11 protein-coding genes are annotated in these 12,252 nt (G+C 45.7%); 10 read left to right on the forward strand and 1 reads right to left on the reverse strand.

The features are described from left to right. Nucleotides 1-100 precede the first annotated feature (100 nt). From trmD to recJ, 8 genes are all read left to right on the forward strand, one after another. A complete protein-coding gene (trmD, locus tag U1F02_RS07265; protein WP_409989934.1) occupies nucleotides 101-817 on the forward strand; it encodes a tRNA (guanosine(37)-N1)-methyltransferase TrmD in 717 nt (238 codons plus the stop codon). 32 nt (nucleotides 818-849) lie between these two features. Beyond that, a complete protein-coding gene (rplS, locus tag U1F02_RS07270) occupies nucleotides 850-1,200 on the forward strand; it encodes a 50S ribosomal protein L19 (protein ID WP_409989708.1) in 351 nt (116 codons plus the stop codon). A gap of 86 nt (nucleotides 1,201-1,286) precedes the next feature. Continuing rightward, nucleotides 1,287-2,213, forward strand: coding sequence for a site-specific tyrosine recombinase XerD (xerD, locus tag U1F02_RS07275; RefSeq protein WP_409989709.1), 927 nt, complete (start codon nucleotides 1,287-1,289; stop codon nucleotides 2,211-2,213). 18 nt (nucleotides 2,214-2,231) lie between these two features. Beyond that, nucleotides 2,232-2,987 carry a thioredoxin fold domain-containing protein gene (locus tag U1F02_RS07280; RefSeq protein WP_409989710.1) on the forward strand — a complete coding sequence of 252 codons (756 nt, stop codon included), beginning with the start codon at nucleotides 2,232-2,234 and terminating at the stop codon, nucleotides 2,985-2,987. A 153-nt stretch (nucleotides 2,988-3,140) separates the two neighbouring features. Then, the gene (locus U1F02_RS07285; RefSeq protein WP_409989711.1) at nucleotides 3,141-4,463 is read left to right on the forward strand and encodes a homoserine dehydrogenase; all 1,323 of its coding nucleotides are present in this window, start codon (nucleotides 3,141-3,143) and stop codon (nucleotides 4,461-4,463) included. Nucleotides 4,464-4,508: 45 nt separating this feature from the next. Then, on the forward strand, nucleotides 4,509-5,906 hold the full coding sequence (thrC, locus tag U1F02_RS07290; RefSeq protein ID WP_409989712.1) for a threonine synthase: 1,398 nt from the start codon (nucleotides 4,509-4,511) through the stop codon (nucleotides 5,904-5,906). Nucleotides 5,907-5,921: 15 nt separating this feature from the next. Beyond that, nucleotides 5,922-6,278, forward strand: a complete 357-nt coding sequence (locus U1F02_RS07295; RefSeq protein WP_409989713.1) for an endonuclease domain-containing protein — start codon at nucleotides 5,922-5,924, stop codon at nucleotides 6,276-6,278. A gap of 157 nt (nucleotides 6,279-6,435) precedes the next feature. Further along, complete coding sequence (gene recJ / locus U1F02_RS07300) at nucleotides 6,436-8,169, forward strand: single-stranded-DNA-specific exonuclease RecJ (RefSeq protein WP_409989714.1); 1,734 nt, start codon at nucleotides 6,436-6,438, stop codon at nucleotides 8,167-8,169. Nucleotides 8,170-8,188: 19 nt separating this feature from the next. Here recJ and U1F02_RS07305 read toward each other — a convergent pair whose 3' ends face one another. Further along, the gene (locus U1F02_RS07305) at nucleotides 8,189-8,797 is read right to left on the reverse strand and encodes an arylesterase (RefSeq protein ID WP_409989715.1); all 609 of its coding nucleotides are present in this window, start codon (nucleotides 8,795-8,797) and stop codon (nucleotides 8,189-8,191) included. Between the two features lie 264 nt (nucleotides 8,798-9,061). Here U1F02_RS07305 and U1F02_RS07310 point away from each other — a divergent pair, with 264 nt between their 5' ends. Next, the gene (locus tag U1F02_RS07310; protein WP_409989716.1) at nucleotides 9,062-9,748 is read left to right on the forward strand and encodes an ABC transporter ATP-binding protein; all 687 of its coding nucleotides are present in this window, start codon (nucleotides 9,062-9,064) and stop codon (nucleotides 9,746-9,748) included. Nucleotides 9,749-9,750: 2 nt separating this feature from the next. Continuing rightward, nucleotides 9,751-12,246 carry an ABC transporter permease gene (locus U1F02_RS07315; RefSeq protein WP_409989717.1) on the forward strand — a complete coding sequence of 832 codons (2,496 nt, stop codon included), beginning with the start codon at nucleotides 9,751-9,753 and terminating at the stop codon, nucleotides 12,244-12,246. Nucleotides 12,247-12,252 lie beyond the last annotated feature (6 nt).

Raw genomic sequence — 12,252 nt, forward strand, 5'->3', positions numbered from 1 at the left:
AAAGCATTGAGGGGTTGTGGTGGAAGATCAATCACAGAACGATCAACCACAGACAAACGAGTCACCGTTAAAGATAGCGGTCATCTCAATTTTCCCCGATATGTTTGGCGCTATCGCCAACTTTGGTATTACCAGCCGCGCGCTCAAGCAAGGTTTGGTGGAGTTGAAAACCATTACTCCACGGGATTTTGCTCATGATCGCCACTCAACGGTGGATGATCGCCCCTTCGGTGGTGGTCCCGGCATGGTGATGATGGTTCAGCCTTTGCGCGATGCCATAAAGGAAGCTAAAACTTGGGCTGGCGGTGAAGCCAAAGTGATTTACCTGTCGCCACAGGGTAGAACGCTCGATCAAGCAGGTGTTGTACAGCTCGCAAGTTACAACAACATGATTTTGGTTGCAGGGCGCTACGAAGGCATAGATGAGCGCTTGCTCGACACGGTTATCGATGAGGAATGGTCCATCGGTGATTATGTTTTAAGCGGTGGCGAGTTGCCGGCGATGGTGTTGATAGATGCGGTAACACGGTTAATTCCGGGGGCTTTAGGGCACGCGCTATCAGCGGAGCAAGATTCGTTTACGGCGGGCTTGTTAGATTGCCCGCACTATACTCGGCCGGAAGAATTTGAAGGCATGAGGGTTCCAGAGGTTTTAATGTCTGGTAACCATGAACTGATTCGGCGCTGGCGCTTGAAACAAGCGTTAGGGCGAACATGGCTGAAAAGGCCAGATTTATTGCAAGCAATAAACTTAACCGAGGAACAGCAAAAGCTGTTGACGGATTATCGTCGGGACCTTGATAACGACATACTCTAGCTGTGAAGCTATAGACTCTTAGGAGAATATCAATGACTAACAAAATTATTCAGGCTCTCGAAGCTGAACAATTGAAAGCTAACGTTACCGAGTTTTCACCAGGCGATACCGTTATAGTTCAAGTGCAAGTAAAAGAAGGTGATCGCGTGCGTTCACAGGCTTTTGAAGGCGTTGTAATTGCTATCCGTAACCGTGGTTTGAACTCTGCTTTCACCGTGCGCAAAATTTCTCACGGTGTAGGTGTTGAGCGTACTTTCCAAACTCACTCTCGCCAAATCGAGAGCATCACCTTGAAGCGTCGTGGTGATGTGCGTCAAGCTAAGTTGTACTACTTGCGTGACCTTACTGGTAAGGCTGCACGTATTAAGGAAAAATTGGTTTAATAGCAGCTTGCTATTACCGCGAAAGCCAGAGCAGGTAACTGCTCTGGCTTTTTTGTTTTGTAGGTTTTGAAAACTTGGATCGTTCAATGAGCCATGATGTAACTGCAATGCAGGCCTTATCTCCTCAGGAGGAAAGCGTCATAGCGCTTTACCTTGACGCAATCTGGATGGAAAAAGGCCTGAGTAAAAACTCGCTCGATTCCTATAAAACAGATTTAACTTTGTTTGCGCAATGGCTTTCCGTTCATGGAAAAAATTTGCTGGCTGTTTCCTCGGCCGATTTACAGTTATACCTTGCGTACCGATTGGAACAAAAGCTCCAGAGTCGTTCCAGTGCTCGTTTTCTATCGTGTATGAGGGGGTTTTATCGCCATCAGTTGCGCGAAGGTGTTTTGCAAGAAAACCCCATGGCTTTGATCGAAAGCCCGAAATTACCTCGCTCCCTTCCGAAATCTTTAACCGAAGCTGATGTCGAAGCCTTGTTGGGCGCGCCTGATCTGGATGATCCTGTAGGTTTGCGGGATCGCACTATGTTAGAGGTTCTCTACGCGTGCGGTCTGCGCGTCACTGAATTGGTAACCCTGACTATGCCGCAAATCAATTTACGACAAAATGTTATTCGGGTTATGGGGAAGGGCAGTAAGGAGCGTTTGATTCCCATGGGCGAAGAAGCGGCGGCCTGGTTGGAGAAATATTTTCGTGAGGCGAGACCTTTTTTGCTGAATAATCTGCCTGATGAAGTAGTATTTCCGAGTACACGTGCGCAGGCCATGACACGACAAACTTTTTGGCATCGCATCAAACATTGGGCTACAGTGGCAGGTATTGATAAGCCTTTATCACCGCACACGCTGCGACATGCGTTTGCAACCCATCTCTTGAATCATGGAGCCGATTTGCGGGTGGTACAGTTACTCCTAGGGCATAGTGATTTATCAACAACACAGATTTACACCCATATCGCACGTACGCGAATGAAAGCACAGCACGCTGCGCATCATCCTCGCGGTTAATTATTGTTGGAGTTAGTTATGTTTGTTAAACGCCTATCTGCTTGGCTTGGTTTTGCGGCTTTTTGCTGCGCGGGTGCTGCCTTGGCTGCTGATGCGCCGGGTAATCTCATCAAGCGCCCAACACCGGAAGCCGTGATTACCGCCAAGATTTCACAAGCCATTCCTCAGTACAAAATTACGTCTGTCCGTCCATCGCCAATTGAAGGGCTGTATTTGGTCACAGTGGGTGGGAGTGATTTGCTAGTAACTGCCGATGGCAGCAGATTTATCCAAGGGGATATCTTTAATGTGACGGCGGCTGGTTACACCAAATGGGAAGATCCTGCCTTGGTTGCGGAGCGCAAAAAAATGCTCGCAACTGTTAATCCCAAAGATGCGATTATCTTTAAGCCTGCGGCTACGAAAGCGGTTGTTTATGTGTTTACCGATGTGGATTGTGGTTACTGCCGTAAGTTAAACAGTGAAATGGCGGACTACAACAAGCTGGGTATTGAGATTCGTTATTTGGCTTTCCCTCGAGCGGGTATTCCCAGCCCATCAGCCGATAGGCTTGTAACGGCGTGGTGTTCGAAGGACAAGCAGGGCACGCTAACCAAGATCAAGGAAGGTTATGACGTACCTGCGGCTACCTGCACCAATCCAGTGGAAGCCGAATTCAATTTGGGCGTGAGTTTGGGGGTGAATGCAACTCCTGCGCTTTGGATGCCTGACGGCAATATCCGCTTGGGTTATTTACCGCCCAAACAGCTCGCTAAAGAGCTGGGAATTTTGTGATTTTCCTTTTTCCTTAGAACTTCGCTTTTCCGCAGGGCTGGCACATTGACAGCCCTGACTTCCGTGAGTATGGTGGCCGTCTTTTTTGAAAGTCGGCATTAAAGTTCGTGTTCCTTTCCTTTTTTAATCTGCTTCTTGCTTAGGGGAATTCACTTGAGTTCAGTCAAATCTACGCGCACGGTCAACGTGGGCATTTGCGGCCTTGGAACTGTCGCCAGCGGCACTGTAAACATCCTCAAACGCAACAAGAGCCTGATTGATGCTCGTTCAGGTTGCAATGTCTCCATTGTGCAAATTGGTGCGCGTCGTGACAATCCAAAAGTGGATACCTCCGGCTACGCGGTAACGCGTGATATTTTCGAAGTGGCTAACAACCCAGCAGTAGATGTATTGGTTGAGTTAATTGGCGGCACCACAGTGGCGAAGGATTTGGTATTAACCGCTATCGCCAACGGCAAGCACATTGTCACCGCTAACAAGGCACTGATTGCTCACCACGGCGATGAGATTTTCGCAGCGGCCAAAGCTAAAGGCGTAACAGTTGCCTTTGAAGCTGCAGTTGCAGGCGGTATCCCAATTATCAAATCCATCCGCGAAGGTTTGGCGGCGAATAGCATTGAGTGGCTGGCCGGTATTATCAACGGCACCACCAACTTCATTTTGACTGAAATGCGCGATAAAGGTCGCACATTCGAAGATGTACTTAAAGAAGCGCAAGAGCTCGGTTATGCCGAAGCTGATCCTACGTTCGACGTTGAAGGTATTGATGCTGCCCATAAGTTGGTGATCTTGGCATCCTTGGCGTTTGGTATTCCGCTGGATGTGAAAAAAGTTTTTACCGAAGGCATCACCAAAATTTCAACTGAAGATGTAAATTATGCCGAAGAGCTGGGTTACCGCATTAAACATTTAGGTATTGCCCGTCGTTCAGCGGGTGGTATTGAATTGCACGTTAATCCAACCTTGATTCCAGAAAAACGTTTAATTGCAAACGTCGATGGCGTGATGAACGCGGTGTTGGTGAAAGGCGATGCTGTGGGCCCCACTCTTTATTACGGTGCTGGTGCAGGCGCTGAGCCAACGGGCTCTTCTGTGGTGGGCGACATTGTTGATGTTGCGCGTACTTTGCTTGCAGACCCAGCGCATCGTGTTCCTTATCTTGGGTTCCAGGATGAGTTTGTCACCGAACAACAACACCTCTCAATGGATGACATTGAAACCGCTTACTACTTGCGTATGTCTGCGCAAGACAAGCCCGGTGTTTTGTCAAAAGTCGCTACGATTTTGAGTGATTCAGGCATCAGTATTGAAGCCATGATTCAGAAAGAAGCGAAAGAAGGTGAGTCGACTGTGCCGCTGATATTGCTCACCAATCGTGTGCAAGAAAAGAAAATGATTGCGGCAATTAGCAAAATTGAATCACTGGATTCTATTTCTGCTCCAGTGATTCGTATTCGTGTCGAATCTCTAAAGTAAATTGCGCCAAATCTTAATTTTTGAAATTTCGTAAAGGTTAATAAAGTGAAATACATCAGTACTCGCGGCATAGCGCCAGCGCTTTCTTTTGAAGAAGTAGTTTTAACTGGCCTCGCGCCTGACGGCGGTTTGTATGTTCCCGAAACCTTGCCAACTTTTTCAAAAGAAGAAATTGCATCCTGGGCTGGTCTGTCGTATCAGGATTTGGCTTTCAATGTTATGAAGCCATTTGTTGCTGGCGCAATTAGCGATGCTGATTTCAAAAAAATTATTGCCGACGCTTATGCAAGCTTCCGTCACGATGCAATTGCACCGCTCGTGCAAACGGCACACAACGAGTGGATTTTGGAATTGTTTCAGGGCCCCACTTTGGCGTTTAAAGATTTTGCGCTGCAATTCTTGGGGCACTTGCTTGATCACTTGTTGAAGAAGCGCAATCAAAAAGTGGTTGTGATGGGCGCAACTTCTGGCGATACAGGTTCTGCTGCGATTGAAGGTTGCCGCCGTTGCGACAACATCGATATTTTTATCATGCACCCGAACAATCGCGTGTCAGAAGTTCAGCGTCGCCAAATGACCACTGTGCTTGCACCAAATGTATTTAATATCGCGCTCGAAGGTAACTTCGATGATTGCCAAAACATGGTGAAAGCGAGTTTCGGTGATCAATCTTTCTTGCCAGAGGGGCGCCAACTGGTTGCAGTAAACTCGATTAACTGGGCGCGCATCATGGCGCAAATCGTTTACTACTTTTACGCAGGTTTGGCGCTGGGTGCGCCACATCGTCCAATCGCTTTCTCGGTTCCAACTGGTAATTTTGGTGATATTTTTGCGGGTTATCTGGCCAAGAAAATGGGTTTACCTGTTGACCAATTAGTCATTGCTACAAACAGCAACGACATTTTGCATCGCTGCATTAGCAGTAACGATCACAGCAAGAATCAATTGCAACACACCTTGTCACCCAGTATGGACATTATGGTATCGAGCAACTTTGAACGTATGTTGTTTGATTTGTACGATCGCGACGGCAGTGCAATCCGTCAATTGATGGAAGATTTCAAATCCGGAGCGATGGTTCTTAAAGAATCTGCACTCTCTCGTGCCCGTGAATTGTTTACCAGTTACGGCGTAAGCGATGATGTGACTATCGACGTAATTCGCGATGTATTTGAAAACACCGAGTACTTGCTTGATCCGCATACCGCAATTGGTGTTGAAGCAGCGCGCAAAACTCGACGCCGTCAGGATATTCCTATGGTGTGCTTGGCTACAGCGCATCCGGCTAAATTCCCGGAAGCTGTGCGTAAAGCGGGGCAAGACGAAGATCCAGCTCTGCCACATCACATGAAAGATTTGTTTGAGCGCGAAGAGCGTTACACCGTGTTGCCACAAGAGCTTAAAAAGGTTCAGGAATTTATTACGGCTAACGTAAGAAAATAATGTGAGGTGTTTGTCATGGATGAACCGCGAGCATGGATTGCTCTGCGCGCTAAAGATTTGCGCAAAACTCAAACGAGGCATGAGATTAAACTCTGGGCTCAGCTAAGAGCTAAAAGGTTTTTTGCTTTCAAATTTCGTCGTCAGGTTCCTATCGGTAAATTTATTGTAGATTTTGTTTGCTTTGAGCGTCGTTTGATTGTTGAGCTGGATGGTGGTCAACACAGTGATCAGCAAATCTATGATTTAGGTCGTGATGCATGGTTGAAGTCTCAAGACTTTCGTGTAATTAGGTTCTGGAACTCTGAAGTCGATAATTGTTTTGATGATGTGTTGGAAGCTATTTTTCGTGAATTGAATTCCCCCTCTCCCTAACCCTCTCCCGCAATGGGAGAGGGGACTAAATCCCGCGAGATTTCGACTTTTCTGTTCTATTGCGCATACAATGTTTTATTAATTATTTTCTAATTTCAGCGATACACTCTTCCCCTCTTCCCTTGCGGGAGAGGGCAGGGGAGAGGGGTAAAAAGTCATGCAAAAAATCATAAAACGCCGTTCAATCGAACAATTTGCCCAACTCGATCAATCACTTCATCCGTTGCTGCAACGAATCTATAGCGCACGTGGTATTCAAAATTCGCAAGAATTGCAATATCAGCTCGCGCAATTGCACAAACCTAATTTCAAAGGTCTGCAAGAAGCTGTAAGTATTTTGGCTGATGCCGTTGTTGCCGGCGCAAAAATTATTATCGTTGGCGATTTCGATGCAGATGGCGCAACAAGCAGCGCGCTTGCTGTTTTAGCTTTACGTGCAATGGGTTTGAGTAACGTCGATTTTTTAGTGCCTAATCGTTTCGAATACGGCTACGGTCTTACGCCAGAAATTGTTGCCGTTGCTGCTGCGCAAGAACCCGATGTCATCATCACGGTAGACAACGGTATTTCCAGTATTGAAGGTGTGCGTGCTGCGCGAGAGTTGGGAATTGCAGTGATTGTTACAGATCACCATTTACCCGGTAGTGAACTGCCTGAGGCTGATGCGATTGTGAATCCCAATCAACCAGGTTGTGAATTCCCGAGCAAAAACCTCGCGGGTGTTGGTGTGATTTTCTATGTAATGAACGCTTTGCGCGCGGAGCTACGCCAAATGGGTTGGTTCGCTGAAAGTGGAATCGATGAGCCAAACATGGCGAGCTTTTTAGATTTAGTGGCGTTGGGTACTGTTGCAGACGTAGTACCGCTTGATCACAACAACCGTATTCTTGTTTCTCAAGGGTTGCAACGCATTCGTGCGGGCGTGGGCAGGCCGGGCATAAATGCCTTGCTAGAAGTCGCGGGAAAGCAAATGCATAAAGTTGTTGCCAGCGATTTTGGTTTTGCTCTTGGCCCTCGTTTGAATGCAGCAGGACGTTTGGATGACATGTCGCTCGGCATTCAGTGTCTTATTTGCGAAAGCGAATCGCTCGCTCGCGAAATGGCTATGCAAATGGACGATTTGAATAAAGATAGAAAAGCCATCGAAACAGGTATGCAGCAAGAAGCAATGACAATGCTGCAGAAGGTTTTAGCCGCTGATGAAAATGCCCTGCCATGGGGTGTATGTTTATTTGATGAAACATGGCATCAAGGTGTGATTGGCATATTGGCGTCACGAATTAAAGACAAATACCATCGGCCGACAATTGTGTTTGCTGATGTTGGAGACGGCCAGATAAAAGGTTCTGCTCGCTCTATTCAGGGCTTCCATATTCGAGATGCCTTAGATGCGATTGCGGCGCGTCATCCTCATCTTTTACAGAAGTTTGGCGGCCATGCCATGGCGGCGGGAATGAGCTTAATACGTGAAAATTTCCCAGCGTTTGCTAAGGCGTTTGATGAAGAAGTTCGTCGGCAATTAACGCAAGATGATTTATCTGCGTTGGTGTTGAGTGATGGTGAGCTGAGTGCTCAGGATTTTAACTTAAGCATTGCGCAACAATTACGGGAAGCTGGTCCTTGGGGCCAGCATTTCCCTGAGCCTGCGTTTGATGGTGAGTTCTTTCTGGTGCAACAAAAATTGCTCGGCGAAAAACATTTAAAAATGACGCTAGCTTTGGATGCGCAAGGTCAGCAATTGGTTGATGCAATTGCTTTTAACATTGATTCAACACTCTGGCCAAACCAGCAAGCTAAAAAAATTAAAATGGCCTACCGTTTGGATATTAATGAATTTCGCGGCAATAAAAATATTCAACTGATGGTTGAATACATGGAAGCGGTTGCCTAACCGCTTCTTTGCGCAACACCTAACGAAGCAGCGGTAATATTACAGGCAACACATTTTTCACAATTAAAGGTTGTGCTGCAGCGGTAGGATGTATGCCATCGTTTTGTATGAGTTCACTGTGTGTCGCTACGCCTTCCAGTAAAAAAGGAATGAGCGTTATCTTGTTGTCCTCAGCAAGTTGCTTGTAGGATTCTTTAAATTGAGTGGTATAGCGTGCACCATAATTTTTGGGGATTTGCATTCCTGCAAGTACAACCGTTGCTCCACTTTCTTGGCTGAGTTTAATCATTGTTTGCAAATTATCTTTCATAAGTTTGATGGGTTGCCCACGCAAGCCGTCATTGCCACCCAATTCAATGATCACAATGTCTGGTTTATGTTGGTTAAGTAAACTCGGTAACCGCGTTAAACCGCCACTGGTGGTTTCGCCGCTAACGCTTGCGTTAATAATCTTTACTTGCTTTTTCACCAGCTCTTTTTGCATCAGGCTTACCCAGCTTTCTTCTAATTTGATGCCATAACCCGCACTCAGACTGTCGCCCATTACCAACAATGTCTGTTGTGCTGCAAGCGTGACTTGGGCGGTAAGGCTGAGTAATGCGAAGAATAAAATTCTGACAAAAGTCATGGGAAAACATCCTCTTAATCTGGCATTTTGAATCATACGTAACATCTCGATACGACGATTATGCCTAGATTGATACATGGGGGCGATAAATAAAAATTTATCCCCAGCTGCAACCAAGTAGGGCTCGTCATCGTCTTAGATTGTTCTGTAAGGAGATATTGTTTTTTAGTCTCACTATCTCCATATCTTAACGCAGGTTTAGTTCAAACTTAGTTATTGTGTTCCATGTGTTTTTTTTAAAGATTACCATCCTGAGATTCTTTTATGTCTTCTGCATTAATGCTCGATGTGCGCACTATTACTAAATCGGTTGCCACACAAGAAGGAGCCTTAGATATTCTTCGGCCCATATCGCTGCAGGTGATGGCTGGAGAATCATTAGCTATAACAGGAGCATCTGGCTCAGGTAAATCGACTTTGTTGGGAATTTTAGCGGGATTAGATATACCCTCGTCCGGAGAAGTTTATCTCAATGGACATTGCTTAACAGATCTTGACGAAGAAGGGCGCGCGCAAGTGCGTGCTGAAAATGTGGGTTTTATTTTTCAGTCGTTTCAATTACTACCAGGTTTAACTGCGCTGGAGAATGTCATGTTACCGCTCGAATTGCGCGGTGATAAGCAAGCTAAAACGCTAGCAATGAAATTTTTACGGCACGTAGGCTTGGAAAAGCGTATGCAACACTATCCCCAACAATTGTCTGGTGGTGAGCAGCAACGTGTTGCAATTGCGCGCGCATTTGCTAGCCAACCTAAAACCTTATTTGCCGATGAGCCTACCGGTAACTTGGATAGTCACACAGGCGAAAAAATTATTGATTTACTGTTTGAGCTAAATCGCGAGCAAGGTACAACACTGATTTTGATTACGCATGAAGAACGCTTGGCGTCTCTATGCCAACGCCGCATAGAACTGTCTGCAGGCGAAATTATCTCTGCGAAGGATATTTGATTATGCTGGCCTTTAAACTCTTGCTGCGTAATTGGCGAAGCGGGGAATTAAAACTTCTTGGTGTTTCGCTGGTGCTTGCAGTTGCCGTGCTTGGCGCAATTGCGATTTTTACCGATCGTCTTAACGCAACACTGATTGTGCAAAGCAACAGTGTTCTAGGAGCTGATAGAGTTATTGCGGGTAGTCAACCGCATTCACCTGATTGGGAAACAGCTGCTAATAAAGCGGGTATTAAATATACCCAAGCTGTGGAATTTATGTCGGTAGTTTATGCGGGCGATCAAATGCTGTTGTCGTCCATAAAAGCGGTTGCTGATGCATACCCTTTACGTGGGCAATTTGAAATAAGTGAGATTCCGTTTACCTTAAAATCTACAGAGATTCGGGTAGCGACTTCAATTCCTCCAGAAGGCGAGGCTTGGGTAGACTCCCGTTTATTTAGCGCGTTAAATTTAACCTTGGGTGATAAGGTTGCCGTCGGTGACTATGAGTTAAAGGTTACGCACATTTTAATTCGTGAGCCAGACGGCACAAATCCATTGAGCGCTTTTGGCGCTCGTTTGGTAATGAATATAAAAGATTTGCCTAAAGCTAATGTGATTCAACCGGGGAGCGACGTCAAATATCGCTGGCTCCTAGCGTCAGATAATGAAGCCGCACTCAACACGTTTGTGGACGAATTAAAGCCAAAGTTAAACGCTCATCAACGCGTGGTCACTCTGCAAACAACGCAAGATCGCTTATCCAATACCTTGGATGTCGCCAACAACTTTTTGCTTTTAACGGCTATTATTGCCGTATTGCTAGCTGGTGTAGCCATCGCGATCGCTTCCAAGCAATTCTCTGATAGGCATACAAACCAAGTAGCTTTGATGAAAAGTCTTGGTGTTAGCGCAAATCGAGTACGGAGCTTGTACTTAACACAATTGTTTTTATTAGCTGCAATCGCGTCCTGTTTTGGTTTGTTGATCGGTTCCGGTATTCAGATGTTGCTTGTGGTTGGGGCACAAAAGCTCTATGACACCACCTTTGCGTTACCCGGTTCATATCCATTTTTGCTGAGCTTTGTCAGCGGCATTATTTGTTTGATTTGTTTCGCACTTCCTGCCTTGTGGTTTTTGCCGAAAATTCCACCCTTAAAAATTCTTCGTAGAGAAATGAGTGTGAGCCGTCCACAGCTATGGTTACAAGCGTCTTTTGCAACAATTGCCATCATAGTCTTAGTCGCTCTCTACAGTCGGAATATAAAGTTGGCCTTAACGGTTACGCTTGCGCTCTTTGCGGTATTCCTAATCACCATGTTGGTTGCTTATATTTTGTTGAAGCTCACTAAACGTTGGTTGGTAAATGCCGGTGGTGCTTGGCGTTTAGCGTTTGCTTCTATTCAGAAAAACTCTGGCCAAAGCATTGTTAAAATTCTGGTTTTTGCCATAGCCATGATGATGTTGCTTACCGTCACCATTTTGCGGACATCGCTAATCAATGAATGGAAAATTCAAATTCCTGAAAATGCTCCAAACCATTATTTAACTAACATACCTGCGTCGGATGTACAGTCATTACAGCAGTTGTTGGAAGAAAATATCAACCAATCTGTTTTGATGATGCCAAATGTAAGAGGGCGTCTAGTAGCGATTAATGGACAAAAGCCGAGCGAAGAGTTGCGAAATAAAAATAATTCACTTCAGCGTGAGTTGAATTTAACTTGGACCGCCGATGTTCCAGTATCAAATAAAATCGTTGAAGGAAAGTGGTGGGACACTTGGAAACGGTCTGAAAATCAGCTACCCGGTGTATCTGTAGAAGAAGGTACCGCCAAGGATCTCGGTTTAAAATTGGGCGATAAACTCCAGTTTTCCATCGGAGGGCTCACGCTTGATGTTGAAGTCGCTAGCATTCGCAGTCTTGAATGGAAATCTATGCGGCTTAATTTCTTTTTTATTTTTGAGCCGGGTTCGCTGGAGCAATTTTCGCCCACTTACATGAGCAGCATTTATTTAGATGCTAATCATAAATCTTTTTTGTACAAGGTATTGCGTGAGCATCCCAGCGTCTTGCTTATTGAGTTTGATCGTATTTTAGAAAGCATTCGCAAAGTGATGGATCAAGTGGCCGACGGTGTGCAATTAGTACTCGTATTAACGCTAGTGGGCGGATGTTTAGTATTATGGGCAGCTGTAATGGGGAGCTTGGAAAGTCGTAAACAAGAAGCTGGATTGCTTCGTGCCTTGGGAGCATCACGCCGGTTAATTCTAGGCGGTGTTTTTATTGAATTTGCGATTATGGGTTTTCTTGCGGGTGCCGTTGCAGTCTTGGGCGCTGAATTTTTGCTGCTGAGTTTACAAAAGTTTATTTTCAAAATTCCGTTACAGCCCCATTTTATGTTTTGGTTCTTATCCCCTGTGTTGGGTTGTGCCTTAGTCGCCGTTCTGGGGTTGATAGGTTGCCGACCTGTATTAACAACACCTCCAGCCATTGTATTGCGGGAGGCCGCTTGATGGTTT

The sequence above is a fragment of the Cellvibrio sp. genome (assembly GCF_046347455.1).
Classification (GTDB): Bacteria; Pseudomonadota; Gammaproteobacteria; order Pseudomonadales; family Cellvibrionaceae; genus Cellvibrio.